General features: G+C 51.1%; 24 protein-coding genes. 12 read left to right on the top strand and 12 right to left on the bottom strand.

The features are described 5' to 3' along the window. The first annotated feature begins 45 nt into the window (after positions 1 to 45). Positions 46 to 708, top strand: a complete 663-nt coding sequence (locus R3I13_RS04685) for a sterol desaturase family protein (protein WP_346316765.1) — start codon at positions 46 to 48, stop codon at positions 706 to 708. A 50-nt stretch (positions 709 to 758) separates the two neighbouring features. On the opposite strand, the gene R3I13_RS04680 is transcribed toward R3I13_RS04685, so the two are convergent. The 6 genes from R3I13_RS04680 to R3I13_RS04655 form a co-directional block, all read right to left on the bottom strand. After that, positions 759 to 1,094 carry a hypothetical protein gene (locus tag R3I13_RS04680; protein ID WP_346316764.1) on the bottom strand — a complete coding sequence of 112 codons (336 nt, stop codon included), beginning with the start codon at positions 1,092 to 1,094 and terminating at the stop codon, positions 759 to 761. A 1-nt stretch (position 1,095) separates the two neighbouring features. Further along, positions 1,096 to 2,034, bottom strand: coding sequence for a DUF6263 family protein (locus R3I13_RS04675; RefSeq protein WP_346316763.1), 939 nt, complete (start codon positions 2,032 to 2,034; stop codon positions 1,096 to 1,098). A 19-nt stretch (positions 2,035 to 2,053) separates the two neighbouring features. Next, complete coding sequence (locus tag R3I13_RS04670; protein WP_346316762.1) at positions 2,054 to 2,827, bottom strand: TIGR02757 family protein; 774 nt, start codon at positions 2,825 to 2,827, stop codon at positions 2,054 to 2,056. 89 nt (positions 2,828 to 2,916) lie between these two features. Beyond that, a complete protein-coding gene (locus R3I13_RS04665; protein WP_346316761.1) occupies positions 2,917 to 4,056 on the bottom strand; it encodes a cystathionine gamma-synthase in 1,140 nt (379 codons plus the stop codon). A 401-nt stretch (positions 4,057 to 4,457) separates the two neighbouring features. Beyond that, the gene (locus R3I13_RS04660; RefSeq protein ID WP_346316760.1) at positions 4,458 to 5,084 is read right to left on the bottom strand and encodes a DUF2911 domain-containing protein; all 627 of its coding nucleotides are present in this window, start codon (positions 5,082 to 5,084) and stop codon (positions 4,458 to 4,460) included. 102 nt (positions 5,085 to 5,186) lie between these two features. Then, complete coding sequence (locus tag R3I13_RS04655; protein ID WP_346316759.1) at positions 5,187 to 5,807, bottom strand: ACP phosphodiesterase; 621 nt, start codon at positions 5,805 to 5,807, stop codon at positions 5,187 to 5,189. A 398-nt stretch (positions 5,808 to 6,205) separates the two neighbouring features. On the opposite strand from R3I13_RS04655, the gene R3I13_RS04650 reads away from it, so the two are divergent. From R3I13_RS04650 to R3I13_RS04625, 6 genes are all read left to right on the top strand, one after another. Then, the gene (locus R3I13_RS04650; RefSeq protein ID WP_346316758.1) at positions 6,206 to 6,655 is read left to right on the top strand and encodes a PepSY-like domain-containing protein; all 450 of its coding nucleotides are present in this window, start codon (positions 6,206 to 6,208) and stop codon (positions 6,653 to 6,655) included. Positions 6,656 to 6,781: 126 nt separating this feature from the next. After that, the gene (locus R3I13_RS04645; protein ID WP_346316757.1) at positions 6,782 to 7,756 is read left to right on the top strand and encodes a deoxyhypusine synthase family protein; all 975 of its coding nucleotides are present in this window, start codon (positions 6,782 to 6,784) and stop codon (positions 7,754 to 7,756) included. Between the two features lie 384 nt (positions 7,757 to 8,140). Then, complete coding sequence (locus tag R3I13_RS04640) at positions 8,141 to 8,749, top strand: TetR/AcrR family transcriptional regulator (RefSeq protein ID WP_346316756.1); 609 nt, start codon at positions 8,141 to 8,143, stop codon at positions 8,747 to 8,749. Between the two features lie 111 nt (positions 8,750 to 8,860). Continuing rightward, positions 8,861 to 9,454, top strand: a complete 594-nt coding sequence (locus R3I13_RS04635) for an outer membrane beta-barrel protein (RefSeq protein WP_346316755.1) — start codon at positions 8,861 to 8,863, stop codon at positions 9,452 to 9,454. A 74-nt stretch (positions 9,455 to 9,528) separates the two neighbouring features. Then, a complete protein-coding gene (locus R3I13_RS04630; protein WP_346316754.1) occupies positions 9,529 to 10,140 on the top strand; it encodes an outer membrane beta-barrel protein in 612 nt (203 codons plus the stop codon). Positions 10,141 to 10,270: 130 nt separating this feature from the next. Further along, positions 10,271 to 10,432 carry a hypothetical protein gene (locus tag R3I13_RS04625; protein WP_346316753.1) on the top strand — a complete coding sequence of 54 codons (162 nt, stop codon included), beginning with the start codon at positions 10,271 to 10,273 and terminating at the stop codon, positions 10,430 to 10,432. Positions 10,433 to 10,776: 344 nt separating this feature from the next. Here the strand turns inward: R3I13_RS04625 and rho are convergent, their stop codons facing one another. Further along, a complete protein-coding gene (gene rho, locus R3I13_RS04620; RefSeq protein ID WP_346317733.1) occupies positions 10,777 to 12,477 on the bottom strand; it encodes a transcription termination factor Rho in 1,701 nt (566 codons plus the stop codon). A gap of 376 nt (positions 12,478 to 12,853) precedes the next feature. On the opposite strand from rho, the gene asnS reads away from it, so the two are divergent. The 4 genes from asnS to R3I13_RS04600 all read left to right on the top strand — a co-directional run bounded on the left by asnS (position 12,854) and on the right by R3I13_RS04600 (position 16,390). Then, positions 12,854 to 14,290, top strand: a complete 1,437-nt coding sequence (asnS, locus tag R3I13_RS04615; protein WP_346316752.1) for an asparagine--tRNA ligase — start codon at positions 12,854 to 12,856, stop codon at positions 14,288 to 14,290. 230 nt (positions 14,291 to 14,520) lie between these two features. Continuing rightward, positions 14,521 to 15,051, top strand: a complete 531-nt coding sequence (locus R3I13_RS04610) for a biopolymer transporter ExbD (RefSeq protein ID WP_346316751.1) — start codon at positions 14,521 to 14,523, stop codon at positions 15,049 to 15,051. A gap of 53 nt (positions 15,052 to 15,104) precedes the next feature. Further along, positions 15,105 to 16,061, top strand: a complete 957-nt coding sequence (locus R3I13_RS04605; RefSeq protein ID WP_346316750.1) for a 2-oxoglutarate and iron-dependent oxygenase domain-containing protein — start codon at positions 15,105 to 15,107, stop codon at positions 16,059 to 16,061. Between the two features lie 119 nt (positions 16,062 to 16,180). After that, a complete protein-coding gene (locus R3I13_RS04600) occupies positions 16,181 to 16,390 on the top strand; it encodes a hypothetical protein (protein ID WP_346316749.1) in 210 nt (69 codons plus the stop codon). Here R3I13_RS04600 and R3I13_RS04595 read toward each other — a convergent pair. Then, the gene (locus tag R3I13_RS04595; protein ID WP_346316748.1) at positions 16,380 to 17,426 is read right to left on the bottom strand and encodes a hypothetical protein; all 1,047 of its coding nucleotides are present in this window, start codon (positions 17,424 to 17,426) and stop codon (positions 16,380 to 16,382) included. The two genes, R3I13_RS04600 and R3I13_RS04595, sit on opposite strands and share 11 nt — an antisense overlap. Positions 17,427 to 17,629: 203 nt before the next feature. Between R3I13_RS04595 and chrA the strand changes: the two genes are divergently transcribed. Beyond that, positions 17,630 to 18,823: a chromate efflux transporter gene (gene chrA, locus R3I13_RS04590; protein WP_346316747.1), complete on the top strand. Its 1,194-nt coding sequence runs from the start codon at positions 17,630 to 17,632 to the stop codon at positions 18,821 to 18,823. Here the strand turns inward: chrA and R3I13_RS04585 are convergent. The 4 genes from R3I13_RS04585 to R3I13_RS04570 are packed head-to-tail and all read right to left on the bottom strand — an operon-like array spanning position 18,820 to position 22,409. After that, entirely contained in the window at positions 18,820 to 19,569 is a 750-nt protein-coding gene (locus R3I13_RS04585; protein WP_346316746.1) for a LytTR family DNA-binding domain-containing protein, read from the bottom strand. The two genes, chrA and R3I13_RS04585, sit on opposite strands and share 4 nt — an antisense overlap. A gap of 28 nt (positions 19,570 to 19,597) precedes the next feature. Next, a complete protein-coding gene (locus R3I13_RS04580; protein WP_346316745.1) occupies positions 19,598 to 21,673 on the bottom strand; it encodes a histidine kinase in 2,076 nt (691 codons plus the stop codon). Positions 21,674 to 21,682: 9 nt separating this feature from the next. After that, entirely contained in the window at positions 21,683 to 21,922 is a 240-nt protein-coding gene (locus R3I13_RS04575) for a 4a-hydroxytetrahydrobiopterin dehydratase (protein ID WP_346316744.1), read from the bottom strand. A gap of 43 nt (positions 21,923 to 21,965) precedes the next feature. Further along, positions 21,966 to 22,409 carry an IPExxxVDY family protein gene (locus tag R3I13_RS04570; protein ID WP_346316743.1) on the bottom strand — a complete coding sequence of 148 codons (444 nt, stop codon included), beginning with the start codon at positions 22,407 to 22,409 and terminating at the stop codon, positions 21,966 to 21,968. Between the last annotated feature and the right edge of the window lie 4 nt (positions 22,410 to 22,413).

Below are 22,413 nucleotides of genomic sequence, written 5' to 3'. Positions count from 1 at the left end.
CTGTTTGCTGTTTACAAAATGGTTTAAATCTAAAAAGAAGGAGTCATGAAATTTGAGAAGATCAAGAATAAAGGACAGGCTAGGTTATTTGAAAGCCGCTATCTCGAAATGCTGACCAAAACGCACCCGCTGATCATCTGGGGGATGTATATCCCGATCATGGGCTACATGTTGTATTACAGCTACAACACCTTAGGCAACAGCCTCGGAAGGATCGGCCTGGTATTTGCCGGCGCGCTCTTCTTCTGGACTTTCTTTGAATACATCATGCACCGTTTCCTGTTCCACCTGGTGTCTGAAAGCCCGATGTGGATCCGGATCATTTACGTGCTGCATGGTAACCACCACGAATACCCGAGGGACAAGCAAAGGCTCTTCATGCCGCCGGTGCCCAGCCTCCTCCTGTCTTCCGTTATTTTCGCCATTATGTACGCCGTAATGCAGAGCATGGCCTTCATGTTCTTCCCCGGCTTCATTCTCGGCTACCTGATCTACGGCACCATGCACTACGCCATCCACGCCTGGAACCCTCCGTTCAAGTTCCTGAAACCGTTATGGCGCAACCATCACCTGCACCACTACAAGAGCGACGACAAAGGCTTTGGCGTTAGTTCTTCTTTCTGGGACAGGGTGTTTGGCACTTTCTTCGACCTGGATAAGGAGAAGGAGGACAAGGAAAAAGTAAAATCGCTGATGTTCGATAAGTAATTTGAGATTTCCTCTTACAAGCAAAAAGGCTCCCGCGGGAGCCTTTTTTATTACCATTTTTCTTCGTCGTTATTAAAGCTTTCCGGGGGCTGGCGGTAGATCTCCCGGCTTTTGATCTTTTCGGCCTGCCTTTCTATGATCAGGCGGGCAACGCTCCGGTATACGTCCGGGTAGTTTTGGGTGGAAAGGATCTCCTTTACTTTTTTCTCGGACACATCAACCTGGTAGAGCAGCAGCACGAATTGCTGAAAGTCCCGTTCCACCAGTATTTCCAGCTTCTCGGCCAGCACCTGCTCCAGGTCTTCCAGCCTGATCACCGAAGGTAACCTGATGCCGGCATTCTCCTGCAGCCAGGCGCCTGTTTCCTGTAGATAACGGTCTTCCATCCTATTTCACCTGCTTGATCTTGTAAGATGCGTTGGTCACGATCTTTACGGGCACTTTCAGGTCTTTTTTGAGTTGTTTCTTGCGGTTGGCGAGATAAACGTACTCCCCGGTCATTTCTGTATTCTGTACGCAAATGCTTGGGAAGCCGCTTTCGCGGTTGATGAGGTAGTTGCTGGTGAGCTTTCCGTCGATGGCGGCGGTGGCCTGTATGCCTTCTTCCACGGTGAAGGTTTCCACTTTATCGGTCTTGATGTTGCCGGTGCCGTTTACCTTGGCCGTCTGGCTGTCCCAGTGCTGGAGGTTCCAGTAAAGGTCTACCCGGCCCTTGAGCCCCGTGCGGATAGGCACGCTTTCTTCCCACTGGGTGCCGTTCTTGATGCCGTGAACGGGGTATACCACCAGCAGTTGTTCCAGCCAGCCCCGGAAGGCATCGGTGCCAAACTGGTCTTTCAGCAGTTTTTTATAGGCTTCCTGCTCGTCGGACTTGAGTTTGGAAAAGGCAGCGGAAGCTTTGTCCAGCACGGCGTCCAGCTGCTCTACTTTTACGATCAGGCCGTTGGATTGCAGCTCTACGGTAAAAGGCTGTTCCAGCATGAGCTTCAGTGCATCCTGCAGGGGTTCCGCGGGATTGGGCACCTTGGCGTCCACGAAAATATTCTGGTTCTTGGCGTTGAAGTTGAATTTGATGTCCGTATAGGCCCAGGTGAGAAGGTACCGCCCTGAGTTGCTTTCCGCCACTTTAATGGTCATTTTGTTGTTATAATCCCGCGTGGTGCGCTGGATCACTTCGTTTACCGTAATGTAGGTCTCGCTGCGGCTTTCCTGCGACAGTTCAAACCCGTCACCTTGTTTAAAGGTATAATCCAGCTCCACATAATCCTGCGCGGAGAGCGTTAATGCAAAGCAGCATAAAGCCACCAGTCCGGTAATTTTCTTCATTGTCTTTCTTTCTCGTTGATCAAACATATTTTTCGATCACCCCCAGGCCGAACAGTGCAAAATCGTATTTGACCGGGTCTTTCGGATCCAGGAGGCGTAGTTGTTCCGTCAGTTCTACAGCGGTTTTCCAGTTGGCTTCGGCTTTAGGGATCAATCCCAGCCTGGCGGCCACCCGGCTCACATGCACATCTACGGGGCATATCAGCTGGGAGGGGGAAATATGCTTCCACAGTCCAAAATCCACGCCATTTTTGTTATCGCGGACCATCCAGCGGAGGTACATGTTCAGCCGTTTGCAGGCCGAGTTGCGGTCTGGCGTGCTCACATGTTTCCTCGTTCTCTCAGGATGCTCCAGCGAAAAGAACATCTTATGAAAGCCGGTCAGGGCATTGCGCACATCCTCGTCTTCGCTGTTCATATATCCGCTGAAGGCGAATTCCAGGGATGTGATGGTGGTATAATAGTGCTGGAGGAACTCTACGAAGTAGAGCAGGTCCAGCCCGTTGAATGTCCGGTGCTTGAAGCCCATGAGCCGCATCCTGTCCCGCGCCTGGTGGTTGCGCACAAAATCGTAGGGTGCATTATCAAAGAGCGCCATCAGTTCCGTGCATTTATTGATGATGGTGGTGCGGTTACCCCATGCCAGGATGGCGGCAAACAGCCCTGCTATCTCAATGTCCTGCAGTTTTGTATAACGGTGAGGGATGCTGACGGGATCCCCCGGTACAAATGCCGGCTGGTCGTAATAAGCTGCCTTGGCGTCTAAAAATTCCTTTAATTGTTGGGACTTCATGGTTACGGTATATGGAAACCTCCCGGCTATGGCGGGGAGGCGTAGGTGTATAGTGCTAAAAGTAAACAGTTTATCCCAGCTTTTAAAATCTAACCGATGGCTTTTTTCAGGTCTTCCGTCAGGTCCGCCGCATCTTCTATGCCCACGCTGAGCCTTATCAGCGAATCGGTCAGCCCGTTTTTCAGGCGGTCTTCCCTTGGAATGGAGGCGTGCGTCATGCTTGCCGGGTGCCCGATCAGCGACTCTACGCCGCCCAGCGATTCCGCCAGGGAAAAGAGTTTCGTGCCACTGAGCACTTTCAGCGCAGCCGCTATGTTATCATCTTTCAGCGTGAAGGAGATCATGCCGCCGAAGCCGCGCATCTGCTTTTTGGCGATGGCGTGGTTTGGGTGATCTTCAAAGCCGCACCAATAGACTTTATCCACTTTAGGATGCTGGCGCAGGAAACGGGCCACGGTTTCGCCGTTCTCGCAATGGCGCTGCATGCGCACGTGCAGCGTTTTGAGGCCGCGCAGCACCAGGAAGCAGTCCTGCGGGCCCGGCACCGCGCCGCAGCTGTTCTGTATGAAATAAAGTTGCTGTGCAAGGGCTTCGTCTTTCACGATCACGGCGCCATGCACCACGTCGCTGTGGCCGCCCAGGTATTTGGTGGCGGAATGCACCACGATGTGCGCCCCAAGGTCCAGCGGGTTCTGGAGGTACGGCGATGCGAAAGTATTGTCCACCGCCAGCAGGATGTTCTTTTCCTTCGCGATGGCCGCAACGGCCGCTATATCAATGATGTTGAGCATGGGATTGGTAGGTGTTTCTATCCAGATCATCTTCGTACGGGCGTTGAGGTGGGTACGCACGGCTTCCGCATCGCGGAGGTCGGTGAAATGGAAGTTGATGCCGTATTTGGCGAACACTTTGGTGAAAATGCGGAAGGTGCCGCCATATAAGTCGCTGGAAGCCACTACTTCATCGCCGGGCGCCAGCAGCTTCAGCACGGCGTCGGTGGCCGCAAGCCCGCTGCCGAAGCAGATGCCGTGCGTACCGTTCTCTATGGCTGCCAATGCTTTCTGCAAAGCGTCGCGCGTGGGGTTCTGCGTACGTGCGTACTCGTAACCCTTATGATCGCCCGGTGCCGCCTGCACGTAAGTGGAGGTCTGGAAGATGGGCGTCATGATCGCGCCGGTGGAAGGGTCCGGTTCTACGCCTGCATGTATGAGCTTGGTTCCTAACTTCATGGTTTGCTATATTTTATGAGAAAACCAAAGGTAAGGAATTTAGCAGCGCCAGCATGACCGCGCACGTAGTTATACTATAACACATACGTAGTATGCCGGATGGGCTGAATCCCTTTTTCTACGGGCCTTTCAGCGGATTTGCCGCAGTCGAAACAACCATACGGATCATATCCCCGCACTTACGAGGTAAATTAATGCATTCACCAGAAACGCATTTTCCCGTATTCCTTATTGGGTTAATTTTACCGTAGGTTTTTCATAGGATATGGTTAAAATTTCTGAAGGCGGTATTCTTACCGCTTTTTTTTATTCGTTCTTCTTTCACTCCCAAATAAAAAAAGGTCCCGGCTTAGCCGGGACCTTTTCTATGTTATTCAGCCTGTGGCTGTTAATATTGCTTCTCAGGATTTCTTCTTAGGCGTTTTAGCCGGTGCGTTGTCTGCTACGGCCTTTGATTCAGACCAGCGGATGGGCAGGCTCACCTGGGTTTTATCCCAGCCAATCAGCAGGTTAGCGCCGTAAGCAGCCTTTTCGAACACCATGCTGAAGGCTTCAAGTTCTTCGTCGGGCGTGGCAACGGGCACGTCTGTACGAACCACGTCCAGGGAAGGTTCATATTTATAAGCTCCCCAGATATCCGTCTGTTTGTTGAGGATCACAGTCCATTTGTTTTCGGAAGGAATGGCGTAAAGCGTGTACCTGCCTTTGGGAATCAGCTTGTTGCCAATGGTAACGGGGCGGTAGAATTCCACTTCGGTGGCTTCGTTCGCCCCCAGGCGCCATACTTTGCCGTATTCCACGAGGTTGCCGAAGATGGGGCGGCCTTTTTTCTGCGGCCGGCTGAAGATGGCGCGGGCTACCAGCGTGCCGGGCTCTCCTTTCACCTTACATACATAAGGGTACATTACGGGATAATAAGCCATGTCCATCGGGCTGGGGTCTACCGGCGGCATTTTCTTTTCCTGGGCTGTGGCAAATGATGCAACGGTTATACCGGCAATCACCAGTAATGATCTGAGCGTATTCATAATGTAGGTTCGTTTAAAATAGGCCCCAAACCTACGTGTTTTCCTGAAATTCCCGAAAAAGTGAAATGGCGGGTGGTAATTATTGAATGTCAGCGGGTTTTGTCAGTACCCCGGCTTCAGCCCTTCGTGCTGCATAAAGGCAACGGCATCGGGGAAGAAATTCTCGTAACAGTCCTGCAACGCAGCGTAGTGGCTGTCGAACACGCCAAACGGCACGCTCACCGGGTGGGGAAAGTACTTGGCGCGGCGCACCATGCCCGTGAAACTCTGCAGCACGCCGTCTTTGAACCGGTAGCCGTACAGCCAGTTATGCGTCCGCATATAATGGAATACCTGCCGGAACACCGGCGGCAGCTCATCATGACGGGCCTGGAGGATTGTATAGGTGGATTCCGCGAAAGCCGCCAGGGTCAATGCGTTGAACCGTTCTTCGTCATTGGCCAGGAAATGGTCGTACACGATGTCTACGAACACGCCGCCGTACAGCCCGCAGCTGGGGCGGAAGATATCTTTGGCGGCCTTCGTGGCCGGGTGCTGGTCCGTAAACTCGTCCAGGGCGCGGTGAAGACGGATGCCGCGGCGGATCTCTTCAGGATAAGTATAGAGTTGTTTTCCTTTCACGAAGTCTGCGATCATCTGCCCGGTGGTCACTGCCGGATCATGAAAAGATAAGTATGCGTGGGCGAGATAGTTCATGGGCTGTTGAGCGGCGTTGATGGTCAATAAGCGGCGGATGGCCGTTAAACGCGGTTTTCCGTGTACCGAAGATAGTTATAATCCGCCAAGGCTGTCCGCTAACGGGAGGGAATGTCCGCTTTTGCAAACAGGGTGGTTGCATCTACCGGCTGTCACCGTACCATCACTTTAACAAACTCTTAACCCGCTTTGCTGCAACATTTGACTTTTCCCCGCAACCCCTGTATTGGCAAGGGTTTCAGCGGGCGTGTCGATGAGGATTTATATATACGTGATAACATCCATAACATTGGCTTAATGTCTGTAAACCAATCATACCAATCCGCTTGACCGCCTGTCACCATGAATGTAATTTTACATCGTTAACAGCAAACAAGTTCTTTATTTAGTCATCAATTTAAAAATCAGGATAAAATTTTTCCGCCATGAAAAAACTTATCGCCATTTTGACCTTTGCAGCCGTAATCACCAGCAGCGCAGCTTTTGCCCTGGACGGCGCCACCATCGACAATAAAAAAGTGATGGAATCATTTAACAAGGAATTCGTAGGTGCAGCCGATGTTTCCTGGTATCATACAGCCGACAAATACGTCGCTAAATTTACCATGAAGGCTTCCAAGGTAACCGCGCATTTCGACAGGGAAGGGAACCTGCTCGCCACCTCCCGTTATATTACAGACACGGAACTGCCGCTGAATGTAATTACACGGATGATGAAGAAATATCCCGACCAGAAGATCCACAGCGTAGTGGAATATGACGCAGAAGGCAGCACCACTTATGTGATCACGCTCGAAAGCGCCACCCACTGGACCATTCTGAAAGCTGAGCCGGGTGGTAACCTTACCAAACTGAAAAAGTTACAGAAAGCATAACCGAGTTTTAGTTTTAGTTTTAGTCAGTATAACCGTCCCGTTTCACACGGGACGGTTTTTTTATGCGGTAACCCTTGAATTATTGTATTTTTGCGGCTTGTACACAAGCAAAATATTGTACTGATTATGAACAAAGGACCGATTTCTCAATTCATCCAGCATCATTACCGTCACTTCAACGCGGCGGCACTGGTAGATGCGGCCAAAGGATATGAAACACATTTGCTGGAAGGCGGCAAAATGATGGTGACCCTGGCAGGGGCCATGAGTACCGCGGAGCTGGGTATTTCCTTCGCAGAAATGATCCGTGCCGGCAAGGTGGATATTATCTCCTGTACCGGCGCTAACCTCGAAGAAGATATTATGAACCTCGTGGCGCATACGCATTACAAACGCGTGCCCCATTACCGCGACCTCAGCCCGCAGGATGAGTGGGAACTGCTGGAAGGCGGCTTTAACCGTGTTACTGATACCTGCATTCCCGAGGAAGAGGCTTTCCGCCGCATTCAACAGCATATCGTGAAGATCTGGAAAGACGCAGAAGCCAAAGGCGAGCGTTATTTCCCGCATGAATACATGTACAAACTGCTGCTGAGCGGCGCTATGAAAGAACATTACGAGATCGATCCGAAAAACAGCTGGATGATCGCTGCCGCGGAAAGGAATATTCCCATTGTTGTTCCCGGCTGGGAAGACAGCACCATGGGCAACATTTTCGCTTCCTACTGCATCAAGGGCGAGCTGAAAGCTTCTACCATGAAGAGCGGTATCGAGTATATGGTGGAACTGAGCGACTGGTACCGTAAGAACTCCGGTGGTAAAGGCGTAGGCTTTTTCCAGATCGGTGGTGGTATTGCGGGTGACTTCCCCATTTGCGTGGTGCCGATGATGTACCAGGACCTGGAGTGGACGGACGTTCCGTTCTGGAGCTATTTCTGCCAGATCTCCGACTCCACTACCTCTTACGGTTCTTATTCCGGCGCTGTGCCCAACGAAAAGATCACCTGGGGCAAGCTGGATATCCATACGCCGAAGTTCGTGATAGAATCAGATGCTACGATCGTTGCGCCGCTGATCTTCGCGTACCTGCTGGGTTGGTAAATTTTATATTTGAAAAAACGGACAAAGGCCGTCTCTGCATTTTGCGGGACGGCCTTTGTTATTGCGTAGAAACAGGTTATTAACAAAAGTTTGGCGATCTCATTGGGTTACCTACTGCTGTTGGGCATTTTTTTTGCTTATCTACCTTGAGATTTTATCCCGGTAAATCCCTGAATGCCTTGCCGCTGTTGTTTTAACATTTCTTTACCGAGTTACGTATTGTAAATATTAAATATTTCTTTATGTTTGCATTACAATTGTCTTACGCATAACGATTAAAGTAGTTTTTTGCAATTTGGGAAGAAATTCTTTTTGCTGAATCAAAATTACTCGTACATTTGACCCGCAAAGTCAAAAAGTCAACGGCGATTTTGCATTTCAGAAATGGCTGAACAGGATCAGAAAAGGGAAGTGATACTGGAGGCTGCGCTGAAGCGTTTCAAACGTTTTGGCCTGGCAAAGACGACCATGGAAGAAATTGCGAAAGACCTGGAGATTTCCAAAGGCTCTTTATATTATTATTTCCCTGACAAAGATAGGATCTATGTGGGAGTTGTGGAAAAGATCGTATCGCAGTGTTTTACCGACATCAGCAGCAGCCTTGAGCAGGCGGTTTCTGTAAAGGAGGTGATAGACCGGTACCTGTCAGTTAAGGAAAGGATATTACTGGACTACCATTTTCTGTTCGGCATTCATGAATGGGTGACGGACAAGCCCAGCAGCCTTAACAGGCAGGTGGGGGAACTGGTGCACCAGTCGGAGATCCGGTTTTTATCGCAGTTTATCCGCAAGGGAAAAGCCCTTGGCGAGATCGCGGAGAAACATGATCCAGAAAAAACGGCCGACTTGCTGACGCACGTGTTGTTTGGTTTGTGGGTGATCTGGTGCAAATGGCAGGCCGCAGGATTCGAACTTCAGCAAACAGATAATATCAAAGAATTCATGAACCGGGAAAGAATGGTACTGACCATATTCTTCCAGGGTTTACGATAACTCCCATCATCAGCCAACATTTACTTCCCCTTGTTACTTACAACATGTTGTAGCTATATAAAGTAGCTCACCAGTTATTGATTTTTTTTAACCAAAAAATTGTACGACAAAATGAAACAATTTATCGTGATGGCCTTCGTGTGCCTTACCGGGATTCAATTTGCGGGTGCTCAGGTGAAGAAAGGAAATATATTGGTGGGTGGGTCGGTTGGTGTTTCGTGGTCCGAAACTGAAGAGCCGGAAGCAAAAGCTTCCGGAACATCGTATCACTTTTCGCCGAAAGTGGGATATGCACTGACCGACAAATGGGTGGTTGGTATATACGCTGCCGGCAATATAAGCAAGGGGAAATCGGATGTATTTAAAAGCCGGCAAAAGAGCCTTACGTCAGGCGTTTTTGCGCGTAATTATCACATGCTGGGAGACAAGGTCGCATTGTTTGGCGAGGCGAATGCAGGATATACAAAAGGCAGCTACAGGCATAACGGTGTGAAAACAGCTGACTTCCAAAACTTTACGGTGGATATTGAGCCAGGCATTACCTGGTTTGCCGGTAAACATCTTATGGTGGAAGGAGTGTTTGGCGGCCTGAGTTATTTGCACCAGAGATGGGAAGACATTCTGGCTAATACCAAAAGCAGGAGTAACGGCTTAGGCCTGGCATTTACCAGGGAATTTGAGCTCGGGGTTTCATTCCTTTTTTAAAAGTTCAGATCATGAACAACTTATATTTCGGTTCATCAATTATTGACATATTAAACCTAAAAATTGTACGACAGATGAAAAAGATGATCATTGTGGCCGCATTGGGCCTTTTCGGAACTCAGTTTGCTAACGCCCAGGTTAAAAAAGGCGATTTCCTGGTAGGTGGTAACGTTGGTATCAGCACTTCTTCTTCAAAGACAGACGGCGTAGATGGCAAAACGACTTCCACTTCTTTCGGCATCAGCCCGAAGGCAGGTTACGCGCTGAGCGACAAGTGGATGGTAGGTGTATTCGTAGGTTCCTCCTTTAACAACACCAAGAACAAAACCGTAGAACCTAACACAGAGTCTAAAGGAAACGTAATTATTCCCGGTGTTTTCGTACGCAACTACCATATGCTGGGCGAAAAAGTGGCATTATTTGGTGAAGCAAACGTTGGATATGGCTTCGGTACTCAGAAAAATAATGATGTTAAGACAGCGTCCACAAAATCAATTCATGCGAACGTTGTTCCCGGCATCAGCTATTTTGTGAACAAACGCTTTGTACTGGAAGGTGTATTTGGCGGCCTGAGCTACAACAACATTAAAGCCAAGAATGAAGTTTCCGGCGTTGAAGCTACCGAAAGCACTTTCGATTTCACCTTTACCGAGACTTTCCAGGTAGGTGTTTCTTTCCTGTTCTAGTCTGATATTAGCTTTTTATGTAAGGGCATTGTCGTTGAAAGACAATGCCCTTCTTCTTTTTAGACAAGTTTGGCAGGGTTTTGGGAATGAATATTAAGAAATAATTAACCTGATGATGAAAAACAACCGAATGTACCTTCTTCTTGCACTGGCAGGCACGCTGATCTTTGGCAGCTGTACTGTTTATCACGACGCCCATGGTAACCGCATACCGCCGGGCCAGGCCAAGAAGATCTACGGCACTAAATCTGCCAAGCCCTTTGCGCCGGGGCAGCAGAAAAAACGACATTAAGGAACATAAAACAGTGAGATATGAAAAAGGCATGGATCTTAAGAAGTGCGGCAGCTATCATGATTTTTGCAGCGAGTTGTGCAGTGCCCCGGCCGCCACACCCGCCCGCCCCGCCTGCAAGGCCGCCTAAGCCGCCCACACCGCCACGGCCGCCACACGGCCCAATGGTAGTGCAGGAGGAGCTCAAAGACATTACCATAGCATACCCTCACAGATAGCACTTGAAAAAAGGGAAGTCCTGCAGCAATGCGGGACTTCCTTTTTATGTTATTGCTGCATCAAAAATGAAAAAGGCCCCGGAATGCCGGGGCCTTTTCGTTTTCTACATATACATCTCAATATGCTTACCTGTTCATCGTGATCAGGAACTCTTCGTTGTTGCGGGTGCCGCGCATGTGCTGGAGCATGAAGTTCATTGTTTCCTCTGTATTCATGTCTGCCAGGTGATTGCGCAGGATGTAAATGCGTTGCAGCATTTCTTTTTCCAGCAGCAGGTCGTCGCGGCGGGTAGAAGACGCCGTAACGTCGATCGCCGGGAAGATGCGGCGGTTGGCCAGCCTGCGGTCCAGCGCCAGCTCCATGTTGCCGGTCCCTTTGAATTCTTCGAAGATCACCTCGTCCATTTTGGAACCGGTGTCTATCAGCGCGGTGGCCAGGATGGTGAGGGAACCGCCGTTTTCGATCTTACGGGCGGCGCCGAAGAATTGTTTGGGCTTCTGCATGGCGTTCGCTTCCACACCACCGCTCAACACCTTGCCGGATGCGGGCGCCACGGTGTTGTGCGCACGTGCGAGACGGGTGATGGAATCGAGCAGGATCACTACATCGTGGCCGCATTCTACCAGGCGCTTGGCTTTCTGCAAAGCGATGGCAGATACTTTCACGTGTTTCTCAGCCGGTTCGTCGAAAGTAGAGGCAATTACTTCTGCTTTCACAGAACGTTCCATATCGGTCACCTCTTCAGGACGCTCATCGATCAGCACTACCATGAGATAGATCTCCGGGTGGTTGGTGGCGATGGCGTTGGCCACTTCTTTCAGCAACATCGTTTTACCCACTTTCGGCTGCGCCACAATAAGACCGCGCTGGCCTTTACCGATGGGCGTGAACATATCCATGATGCGGGTGGAATAGTTATTGGACGTAGTGGTCAGCGTCAGCTTTTCGAAGGGGAACAGCGGCGTCAGGTAATCGAAAGGCACGCGGTCGCGCACTTCTTCGGGAGATTTACCATTGATGCTTTCCACTTTCAGCAGCGCGAAATATTTTTCACCTTCCTTCGGCGGGCGAACGGAACCACGAACGGTATCGCCGGTCTTGAGGCCGAACAGCTTGATCTGTGAAGGAGAAACGTAAATATCGTCGGGGGAGCTGAGGTAGTTGTAATCGGAAGAGCGGAGGAAACCATAGCCGTCGGGCATCATTTCCAGTACGCCTTCGCTTACGATCACACCGTCGAACTCTATATTGAACACGGGTTCTTTCTGCTTGGGATATTTGTGCCCGCCCTGCGCCGCTTTCGGCTGTGTGATGGGCTCTTCGGGCACGGTCACGAAATCATCCTCGTCTTCTTCCGCTACTTCTTCCGGCAGTGCAATTTCTTCTTCCTCTTCCGTTAAAGCAGGCAGCACAATATCATCATCATCATCAAACGTAAGTGAAGGTATATCGAGGTCGATATCGATCTTGCGCTTGGGTTGCGGAGGTGCCTGAACTTCTTCTTCTGGTTTGGAAACTTTTGCGGCGGCTGCGGCGGGTTTGCGTCCTCTTTTTGCGGCGGGCTTTTCTTCGGTGGAGGTAGGTTCTTCAGGTGCGGCTGGGGCTGGTGCGGATTCTTCTTTTTTCGAGACAGGCTTTCGTTTTCGTCCTTTCTTTTCGTCTCCGTTTCCTTGCTGATCCTCCGAAGCTATCACCGCTTGTTTATCGAGTATTTTATAAATTAGTGCTTGCTTGTCCAGTTTTTTTGAGTTGGGAATGTCCAGCTTTTCTGCAATATCAAGCAGTTCAGGAACGAGCATGTCGTTCAGTTGTAAGATGTCGTACATCATCTGCGTTTGTCAAATTTTAGAAAGTGTCGAAAGGTGGGTACCACTGCATACCAACATCACCAATTAACAAATAATTGTTTTAAGTCAATAATAAAGCTTTGATCATTAAATTGATAGGGATCGATTTGAGTTAAGGACTGCTGATGAAGATGGCAAAAAAGGAACTTATCAGACAGATTGTAAATACAAGATTAAAACAAGTTTTGCTATTATCCAAAAAAATATTGAGGCACCCCGCTTAATGTATAGCAAAAAATTTTCAAGCCTGTAACCCGCTTCTGCCAGCCATCTTCCCCTTCACCAGCGCAAATTCCCGGCCAAATATGCGGCGGTTTATCTATTTTTGCTGCTCAATAAAAAATTATCATTTATCATGAGCCAAAGAGTAAAGATCAAGCAGATTTTGCTTAGCGACAGAACAAACTATGAAGTAACGGTTAAAGGATGGGTGCGCACCTTCCGCAATAACCAGTTTATAGCTTTGAACGACGGCTCTACCAATAATAACCTCCAGGTAGTGGTAAATGAAGCAGACATGGATCCCGCCACTTTCCGCCGCATCACCCGCGGGGCAGCCATTGCCGCTACCGGTGAGATCATCCCTTCTCTCGGCAAAGGCCAGAAAGTGGAGCTGAAAACGGCCATCCTGGAGATCCTCGGCGATTGCGACGCGGAAGTATATCCCATCCAGCCGCAGAAACAAAGCCTTGAATTCCTCCGCGAGATCGCGCACCTGCGCTTCCGCACCAATACTTTCGGAGCCGTGTTCCGCATCCGCCATTCGCTGGCGTTTGCCGTGCACCAGTTCTTCAACAGCAAAGGTTTCGTATACCTGCACACGCCCATCGTTACCGCGTCTGACGCGGAAGGCGCGGGCGAAATGTTCCGCGTTACCACGCTGGATATGAAGAACCCGCCGCTCAACGAAAAAGGAGAGATCGATTATAAAGAAGACTTCTTCGGCCGCTCCACCAACCTCACCGTATCCGGCCAGCTGGAAGGCGAGCTGGGCGCCATGGCCTTCGGCGACATTTACACCTTCGGCCCCACTTTCAGGGCGGAGAATTCCAACACCGCGCGCCACTTGGCGGAGTTCTGGATGATCGAGCCGGAAATGGCGTTTTATGAGCTGAAAGATAACATGGACCTTGCCGAGGAATTCATCAAATACGTGATCCGCTACGCGCTGGAAAATAACCGCGAAGACCTGGAATTCCTGGCCGCGCGCCTGCAGGAAGAGGAAAAGCAGAAACCGCAGGCAGACCGCAGCCCGATGGGCCTGATCGAGAAGCTGGAATTTGTGCTGAACAACGAATTCGTACGCATCACCTACACCGAAGCGATCGATATCCTGAAGAACAGCAAACCCAATAAGAACAAGAAGTTCCAGTTCCCTGTAGACGAGTGGGGCACAGACCTGCAGAGCGAGCACGAGCGTTACCTGGTGGAAAAACATTTCCAGAAACCCGTGATCCTGACGGATTATCCCGCCGCCATCAAGAGCTTTTACATGAAGCAGAACGACGACGGGAAAACCGTCCGCGCCATGGACATCCTCTTTCCCGGCATCGGTGAAATAGTAGGCGGCAGCCAGCGTGAAGAGAATTACGACAAACTGGTGAGAAGAATGGAAGAGCTGCACATCCCCGTGGAAGAACTGTACTGGTACCTGGATACCCGCCGCTTCGGCACCGCGCCGCACGCGGGTTTCGGGCTGGGCTTCGAGCGGCTGGTGCTGTTCGTGACCGGCATGACCAACATCCGCGATGTGATCCCGTTCCCGCGCACGCCCAAGAGCGCGGAGTTCTAAACTGAGATGATAACACTGATCATACAAACCGTCCCGGCTTAACCGGGACGGTTTTCGTTTTATACCAACGCAGAAGATTGCTTATCACCCCTCATTATCCTTATGGAAAGTTCCGTCCCCCGCATCTAATGGGTAATTGAGCAAAACCAATACAGTGTGTGTAATTACCGGTGGCGGGTTGTCGCACCCGCCGCCGGTAAAAATCCTTTCACCTTAAATCCTTATGCAACATGGCTGAGATGAACACTTCCCCCGAAAACGGCCGCAGCAGGGGCGGCAGGCGCAGCAAGAAATTGTCCACCCGCGTGGATATGACGCCCATGGTAGATCTTGGCTTCCTGCTCATCACCTTTTTTATGCTTACCACCACTATGGCCAAACCCAAAGCATTGCCGCTGATCATGCCGGCAGACGGCGAATCCACACCCATCCCCGAAAGCAAATCGCTGACCCTGCTCGTGGAAAATAACAACAGCGTGGCATGGTACGAAGGCATGCCGGTGCAGGACGGGCAGCCGGTAAAATTGAACCGCAGCAATTTTTCCGTACAAACCGGCATCGGCAATGTGATACGCAACAAACAGCAACGCGTGGCCAGGGCCTATGGCAGCGCGGACGCGCTGGTGGTGATGATCAAAGTGGCGGAAGGCGGCAGCTACCGCAATATGGTGGACGCCCTGGATGAGATGAAGATCAACCGGGTGGCCCGTTACGCAGTGGTGGATATTACCGCTGAAGAGGCAAAAATGTTGGTGGAATAAGCGCATGCACGAAGGTGAATTTCCCTTACCTTAGTATTCCTAAACAATACTATATGGCAACCGTTAATTCCATCCCGTCTGTTGACCTGGCAGACTTCACCTCCGGAGACCCTGCGCGCAAAGCCGCATTTGTTGAACAGTTAGGCAAGGCATACGAAGAAGTGGGCTTTGTGGCCGTCAGGAATCATGGCATCCCGGCGGACCTGATCGCAGACCTGTACAAGTACGTGCAGGAGTTCTTTGCGCAGCCTTCAGATGTAAAAAAGAAATACGAGATACCTGAACTGGCCGGCCAGCGTGGTTATACTTCCTTCGGGAAAGAACATGCAAAGGGCTTTGACGCACCTGACCTGAAAGAATTTTTCCAGTTCGGACAGAGCGTGGAAGACGGCGACCCCATCAAATCTGAATACCCGGATAACGTGCAGGTAAAAGAACTTCCGAAGTTCACGCCTACTTTCTTTGAAGCATACAGGGCCTTTGAAAGGTCCGGCAGATCGCTGCTGCAGGCCATTGCCATTTACCTCGGGCTGGACGAGCATTATTTTGACGACAAGATCCATAACGGTAATTCCATCCTCCGTGCCATTCACTATCCGCCCATTACGCAGGAGCCGAAATCGGCCATACGGGCGGAGCAGCATGAGGACATCAATCTGATTACCCTGCTGGTAGGCGCATCTGCAGACGGTTTGCAGATACTGGACAAAAAAGGCGAATGGGTGCCTGTTACTTCTTTGCCTGAACAGATCGTGGTGAACGTGGGAGACATGCTGCAGCGGCTCACCAACAACCGGTTGAAATCCACCACCCATCGCGTGGTGAACCCTCCGCGCGAGATGTGGAATACTTCGAGGTATTCCATCCCGTTCTTCCTGCATCCCAAGTCCAGCATGGATCTTACCTGCCTGGAAGGATGCGTGGATGCGAAGCACCCTGCCGAGTTTGAGCCGATCACGGCGGGAGAATACCTGGATGAAAGGTTAAGGGAAATTGGTCTTAAAAAATAGGAGGGAACCGGGGCAGCACCCCGGTTTTTTTATGCAGAATGAACAGGCTGCAAACGAGTAAGGGTAAAATGAATAAACTGAACGGCGGCCGGATAAAGCGCAGGCTTTAATTTGCGGGCATGTTACCAACTTTTCTTACGGAGCTGTCCGTAGCAGACATGAGCATTATAACGGGCGGAACTGCGGCCAACGCAGAACCTAACCTGCCCACGCTTCCCCCTGTGAAGATCGACGAATCGGCAGACCTTGCCAAGGCAATTGAAGAGGCGGAAGAAGAACGCAAAAAGAAAGAGCGGCCCCCGCAGGCTCAGCCGCACGCTACATCCTGACGCTGGATGGTTTTTGCGTGGCCAGCAGGCTGAGCGCCTCGTTGGATGAAATGCCCTGCCCGTTGAAGAGGCGGGAGAAATAAGCCACCATGGATGGTGTGAGCTTGAACTCGTTATACGGGAAATTCATGAAGTAACTGTGTTGCCAGCCTACCATGCCGTGGAAGTTGATGTAAACGGCATTGTCTGCACGCTGTTTTTTGCCGGTCCTTTCACCGAGCTGTTTGCGCAGGGTGAGAAGATGCGCGCCTTTCAGCTGGAGGTCGCGGCGGTTGTAATGCACATACACCTGTTTGGCAAACCTTATCTGTTCCACCCATTCCGCATGATGCTTTGCAGGCACGCAGGCGGCGTTGATCACCAGGTTGTCTACAAAGGGTTCACGGTTGATGCTGCCAATGTCGTGATGCCGCATCATCTGTTCGAGGATAATATTTCCCATACTGTGGTAAAAAGTAGTGAGCTTCACCCCTGAGATCCAGTATTCCTGCCGCTGTTTTGCATCCCTGAATGCCTGCAGCAGCAAAAGATATTGCCCGGCGGAAAGCCTTGCATTGTTGCGGGCGAACCTGAAATTCTTTGACGGCTTATAGGTCGTGTTAATGCTGGCATAGTCGAACATCACTACATTCACGTTATACTGGCCGCTCATCAGCTGCGCGCGCTCTACGTTGGATGTGAATATCTTGCCCATGCCTTCCGCATACACCACGATGTCTTTTTTCTGCGGAAGGTGTTCCATGGCCTCTTTCAATGTGTTCTCCTGGTATACGTTCCACTTCCCGTCGAGCTTTTCGAGGAAAAAATATTTGAGGGAAGTGGTATCCAGGAATTCATCCACGAAACGAAGGCTGTCTGCATGAATATACCGGTTGGTAACGAACACCAGGCAGGTGTCGCTGTGAAGGAATGGTTTGAGGGTTTCCGGCTGGAGGGAGAACCGGGACCAGGACTCGTTGCTATTGTAAGGGTTCGACTGCGCCCGGGCTGTTACGATATTGACGATGAGCAGGAAGGCTATCAAAAATCGTTTCATAAACTACAATTGAGCTGTATTTCTTAAACGCCTAAACGAAGGCATTTGTTCTGCTTACAATAACCTTTGCAAGTTTTATGCCTGCCGGTAATAGTTGGTCAAACACCTGCCCCGGATTCCTATGTTCCCGGTAATCAGTACCTTCGCGCAGCCCGGGATTGATTTTTTTGTTATTTTTCCTCCCGGGCAGCGAATCTTATACCGTGTTTTTACGTCATATCTCATTCCTAAAGGCAGTTTTCCTGCACAGCATTACCGCTTTCGGGGGGCCGCAGGGCCACCTGGCGATGATGATGAAGACCTTCGTGCAGCAACGCCGGGATGTGACGGAAAAGGAACTGATGGAATACAATGCGTTCTGCCAGCTGTTGCCGGGCGCCTCCTCTTCGCAAACGCTTACGCTGATCGGTTACAAACGCGGGGGCATCCCGCTGGCGGTGGTGACGCTCATGATATGGATCACGCCGGCCTGCCTGCTGATGGGGTCGCTGAGCTTCCTGCTGCAGTTTATGGATAAGCGGGCGCTGAATGTGGACATTTTCAAATACGTGCAGCCCATGGCGGTGGGCTTCCTGGCATTCGGCGGGCTGCGGGCTTACCAGATCAGCATCCGCAACATGGCTACCATGGCCATTATGACCGTTGCGCTGCTGGCCGCTGTGCTCATCAAATCGCCCTGGCTGTTCCCCGCGCTTATTATTCTCGGTGGTATCACCTCCAACTTCAGCGATAAACGCATTCCCGACCTGAATGAGCCCAAAAAAAAGATCCAGTGGGGAAACCTGTGGCTTTTTGCTTTGCTCTTCATTTTGGCCGGTTTCCTGTCGGAATTGGCGCGTACCAACAACTGGATCACCCGCCGGCCTTTTAACCTGTTCGAGAACTTCTACCGTTTCGGCAGCCTCGTGTTCGGCGGCGGCGACATCCTCATCGCGATGATGCTGGAGCAGTATGTGCAGCGCTCCAAGTCCATGTTCATGACGGCGGAAGAATTGCTGACGGGCGCGGGTATCATGCGGGCTATGCCAGGGCCGACCTTTTCCGTGTCTGCCTATGTGGGCGGGATGGTGATGCGCAACCTGGGGCCGGGTTACCAGTTCCTGGGCTGCCTGCTGGCGCCCATCGCGATCTTTTTACCGAGCATGCTGCTGGTACTGTTCTTCTTCCCGATCTGGAACAACCTCAAAAAACATGTGATCATCTACCGCGCGCTGGAAGGCATCAATGCGGTGGTGGTGGGCATTATGTGGGCGGCTACGTTCATCCTCTTCACGTCTATAGACGGCACCTGGTACAACTGGGCGATCATGCTCAGTACGCTGGCGCTGCTGTATTTCTCCCGGCTTCCGTCTCCCTTCATTGTTATTGCCTGCCTGCTGGCGGGCTGGCTGCTTTAGCTCTGCTTCCAGATGGCCGCCAGTTCTTTCTTGCGCCGCTCCGTTACTTCAAGCATGGTTTTATTTTTCAGCCAGAGGCGGTGTTCGTCCTGGTCTATTTTCTGGATGTGGGGCACCTGCACCATCTGGTGGTTGTTCACCTGGAAGAACCGCATGGCGGCGAAGAGTTCCGTGTAATACCTGAAAGGGCGCGGGCTGTGAAGGGCTTTCCCGTCTTCGAGGTAGAACACGGTCTTTTCGGTGAGGCCTTCCAGGTAGCAGATGTCTTCCACGCTTACCACGTTCTCGTCGCCTTCGGTGGCGGGCAGCACCAGCTGGCGCATTTCGCCGGCGGGCTTGCCGAAGTTGCGCAGCAGCACGTCGTAGCGCTCGTGCCGGTGCGGGCGTGTGATGCGCGCGCTCACGGCGCTCACGGCCTGCAGCAGGCTTTCTTTGTCGATCGGCTTCAGGATCAGTTCCACTTCGCTGAGGCGGATGGTGTGCAGGAAACGTTTTTCGAAAGCGGTCACAAAAATAGCTTCAAAGGAAGCGTCGTATGCGCCGGCCAGCACGTCAAACCCGGTGCCGTCGGGCATTTCAAGATCAAGGAATACCAGCTGGGGTTTGTGCAAACGGATCTGTTCGATCCCTTCTTTGCAATTGGCCGCGGAAGCCACCGCTTCAATTTCAGGGCAATACTTGTTCAGCATCAGTGAAATTATGTCCCTGCTGTTCCGTTCGTCGTCTATAATTACTGCGCGGATCATAGCATGTTTAGTTATTGGCACAGGTCAGCTAAAGCTGGGGTATGAGCACCCGGATAACGGTACCGCTGTCGTTGGCCTGTTTTTTTGATTTATCGATGATTTCTATCTGGATACCGGTGTTGTACATTTTGTTCAGCAGCTCGGCCCTGTTCAGGCTGATCTCCATACCCTGGCTCTGATGGTGCCCGGGCAGTGTGCGCAAGGCCCGGGAGCGTTCTATGCCGATGCCGTTGTCTTCTATCACGCATTCCAGCATATCTCCCGCCAGCATGTTGAACCGTATCAGGAGCAGGCCGGAGGAATGGTCTTCGTTGATCATCCCGTGTTTCACGGCATTTTCCACATATGGCTGCAGCAGCATGGCAGGCACTTCCAGCTCGGCGGTGGCTATGGAGGGGTCTGTCATGATCTCGTAGCTCATTTTTTGCTCAAAACGCATTTTCTCCAGTCCAAGATAAGTATTTAAGTAAGTTATTTCGTCGGCCAGGGTGATAAAGTTGCGGCGCGAGAAATCCAGCGTTTTGCGGATGAGGTACGAGAAATCTGACAGGTACCGCTGGGCATGTTCGTAATCTCTTTGCATCACGAACAGCTGGATGGAGTTGAGGCAGTTGAAAATGAAGTGGGGATTGATCTGTGCGCGGATGGCCTTCAGTTCTATTTCCGCCAGTTTTTTGCTGTATTCTATTTCAAGCTGGAGCTTGCGCTGCTCTTCCAGTTCCATTTTTTTGCGGAGGATCTCGGTGGTCTGCTCTTTCACCAGTTCTTCCAGCTGCTCGTTCAGCTTGCGTTGCAGCTCTTTGTTCTTGTTGAGCTGTTTGATGAGCATTTCCTGCGTTTTTGTTTTTTCCTGGTGCACGAGCTTGTTGCGGTAACTGAGGCCGGCGGCGAAGAACAGGGCCTGCAGCAGCACGCCCAGCACCAGTATGTTGTAAGGCCCTACCAGCTCTGGCAGCGGCGTGAAGGCCACGGGCTCGGTATTGTTGAGGAAGGCCCAGATGGTAAACAGGTAAAGGCTGATGGAGCCGAACAGGAAAAAGCGGATCAGCGGGTGATGCCGTGTTCTGCCGGCCAGCGCTATGAACGAGATGCCGAAAGGGATCAGGGTGAAAAAGTAGGTCCATGTGTAGATCGCTGCGGGCACCTGGAAGTTGCCCATGGCAATGAGCGTGATGCAGGCCAGGATGAGGATGCCGGTGATGATGGCGCCGTAACGGTAGATCTTTTCCATGAGGGGGTAACGCTCGCGCAGGCTGAGGAACATGTTGCCAAAGAGCATGTACATGAGATAAAAGCAGAACAGCAGCGCCGGGATGTCCCAGTAATATTTGAACATCGGGCAGAAGTGGAAGAACGAGAGCTGGAAAGGTTTTGTTTCGAGCCGGAGGGTAAAGAACACGATCAGGCCGAGCAGGTAAGCCGCGAAGTACATAGACGAGCGGTCGGGCAGCTGGGCGTAGTTGATGACGGTAATGCTGAGCAGCACCAGCAGCATGCCGATGAGCATCTGTATCACGAGCACTTCGCCTTTGTACTGGTCTGTTTGCACATGGCGGAATTCCGCGTAATGGATCGGGTCGTACAATACGGGCAGGAATTCATTTTCCCGGTAAAAACTGTTGCGGACGTGCAGGTAAAAAGTACGGGTCTCCCCGGCGCGCACATGCAGGGGAAAAGCAAAATGATTCCAGCGCTCTACATCCCCCCGGTCTATCATCAGCCCGGTATGCATCAGCAGCGCGGGTTTTCCGGCGGTGTTGGTGGAGTAAAAGCTCACATCGTCGTGCCAGCCGGTGAAAAGATACAGCAGCGAATCCACAGGGCCTGAGTTGCGCAGGTTGATGCGGAGCCATACGTTATTGACACGGCGAAGCGCTTTTTTGCGGCTGTGGAAAGTAGAGCTGTCTGCCCGGAAAGGCAGGCTGATCACGTCTTCCGGGGTGAACTGACCGGAAGGTGCGGGGCTGGTCCAGGTATGCGAACGGATGTCCACCCCATTGACGGGATGGGAAAAATCGATGGAGAGTGTGTCCTGTGCGGCCGCTCTGGATAGGGGTATGAAGGAGCAACAAAACAACAGGCCGAAAATTACAAACCGCTTCACGTGCTGGTATTAGGATGATGTGTACAATTGATCGACCGCTTTTGCGAGCGTGCGGTCCTTGTCTGTTACCGTATTCCCCGCGCTGTGTGTGTTCAGCCAGATCTCCACTTTGTTATATGTATTGCTCCAGGTGGGGTGATGGTCCATCTTCTCCGCTGTGAGCGCCACTTTGGTCATAAAGGCAAATGCTTCCCGGAAATCTGTGAATGTAAATGCGCGGTAAAGATGTTGATCTGTTTCCTGCCACATATGATTGAATTTTTAGATCATAACGTGTTTAAAACAAAAGGCATTAGAAGATCAGGTTGATCTTATTTTTGATGTCTTTCATATCCAGCAGGGTTACCAGCTGCACCGTTTCCACCTTCCTGCATTGCTCTGTCAGCAATTTTACATCGGCGGCCTGGTAATAATTCCCTTTGATGAGCCAGATATAATCGACATGTTTTAATTCGGGTAACAGGAATTCCGCTTTACAGTGATTGTTATAGAAATAATGGGCGGCCGATTTGGTCAGCTCCTGGTATTCGAATACTGTAAAGAAGTAGGAACGCCGGTTCTTGGTGAGATTGATCTCCAGGGAATTGTTCACCCTCAGATCGAATCCCAGCTGTTTGTTGATCTGCCAGCACACCTGGTAATCACGGGCCTGGGAAATGATCCCGGCCAGCCAGGTATCTTCGAAAAAGTCTTCTACCAGTTGCTCCTGGTCCAGCTTGAGTTTAAGTACTGACATATTT

Source organism: Chitinophaga sp. YIM B06452 (assembly GCF_039655965.1).
GTDB lineage: Bacteria > Bacteroidota > Bacteroidia > Chitinophagales > Chitinophagaceae > Chitinophaga.
The sequence above is the reverse complement of the archived record's forward strand: the minus strand, read 5'-3'. Positions and strand labels throughout refer to the sequence as shown.

What these genes read in the sequence shown, in the direction of transcription:
- R3I13_RS04650 (WP_346316758.1), top strand. Translation starts at nt 6,206, where the DNA reads ATGAAAAAACTTATCGCCATTTTGACCTTTGCAGCCGTAATCACCAGC.
- R3I13_RS04575 (WP_346316744.1), bottom strand. Translation starts at nt 21,922, where the DNA reads ATGTGGCAGGAAACAGATCAACATCTTTACCGCGCATTTACATTCACA.
- R3I13_RS04585 (WP_346316746.1), bottom strand. Translation starts at nt 19,569, where the DNA reads ATGATCCGCGCAGTAATTATAGACGACGAACGGAACAGCAGGGACATA.
- R3I13_RS04680 (WP_346316764.1), bottom strand. Translation starts at nt 1,094, where the DNA reads ATGGAAGACCGTTATCTACAGGAAACAGGCGCCTGGCTGCAGGAGAAT.
- R3I13_RS04610 (WP_346316751.1), top strand. Translation starts at nt 14,521, where the DNA reads ATGGCTGAGATGAACACTTCCCCCGAAAACGGCCGCAGCAGGGGCGGC.
- R3I13_RS04645 (WP_346316757.1), top strand. Translation starts at nt 6,782, where the DNA reads ATGAACAAAGGACCGATTTCTCAATTCATCCAGCATCATTACCGTCAC.
- R3I13_RS04570 (WP_346316743.1), bottom strand. Translation starts at nt 22,409, where the DNA reads ATGTCAGTACTTAAACTCAAGCTGGACCAGGAGCAACTGGTAGAAGAC.
- R3I13_RS04660 (WP_346316760.1), bottom strand. Translation starts at nt 5,084, where the DNA reads ATGAATACGCTCAGATCATTACTGGTGATTGCCGGTATAACCGTTGCA.
- rho (WP_346317733.1), bottom strand. Translation starts at nt 12,477, where the DNA reads ATGTACGACATCTTACAACTGAACGACATGCTCGTTCCTGAACTGCTT.
- R3I13_RS04605 (WP_346316750.1), top strand. Translation starts at nt 15,105, where the DNA reads ATGGCAACCGTTAATTCCATCCCGTCTGTTGACCTGGCAGACTTCACC.
- R3I13_RS04640 (WP_346316756.1), top strand. Translation starts at nt 8,141, where the DNA reads ATGGCTGAACAGGATCAGAAAAGGGAAGTGATACTGGAGGCTGCGCTG.
- R3I13_RS04595 (WP_346316748.1), bottom strand. Translation starts at nt 17,426, where the DNA reads ATGAAACGATTTTTGATAGCCTTCCTGCTCATCGTCAATATCGTAACA.
- R3I13_RS04685 (WP_346316765.1), top strand. Translation starts at nt 46, where the DNA reads ATGAAATTTGAGAAGATCAAGAATAAAGGACAGGCTAGGTTATTTGAA.
- R3I13_RS04665 (WP_346316761.1), bottom strand. Translation starts at nt 4,056, where the DNA reads ATGAAGTTAGGAACCAAGCTCATACATGCAGGCGTAGAACCGGACCCT.
- R3I13_RS04635 (WP_346316755.1), top strand. Translation starts at nt 8,861, where the DNA reads ATGAAACAATTTATCGTGATGGCCTTCGTGTGCCTTACCGGGATTCAA.
- R3I13_RS04670 (WP_346316762.1), bottom strand. Translation starts at nt 2,827, where the DNA reads ATGAAGTCCCAACAATTAAAGGAATTTTTAGACGCCAAGGCAGCTTAT.
- R3I13_RS04675 (WP_346316763.1), bottom strand. Translation starts at nt 2,034, where the DNA reads ATGAAGAAAATTACCGGACTGGTGGCTTTATGCTGCTTTGCATTAACG.
- R3I13_RS04625 (WP_346316753.1), top strand. Translation starts at nt 10,271, where the DNA reads ATGTACCTTCTTCTTGCACTGGCAGGCACGCTGATCTTTGGCAGCTGT.
- R3I13_RS04600 (WP_346316749.1), top strand. Translation starts at nt 16,181, where the DNA reads ATGTTACCAACTTTTCTTACGGAGCTGTCCGTAGCAGACATGAGCATT.
- asnS (WP_346316752.1), top strand. Translation starts at nt 12,854, where the DNA reads ATGAGCCAAAGAGTAAAGATCAAGCAGATTTTGCTTAGCGACAGAACA.
- R3I13_RS04630 (WP_346316754.1), top strand. Translation starts at nt 9,529, where the DNA reads ATGAAAAAGATGATCATTGTGGCCGCATTGGGCCTTTTCGGAACTCAG.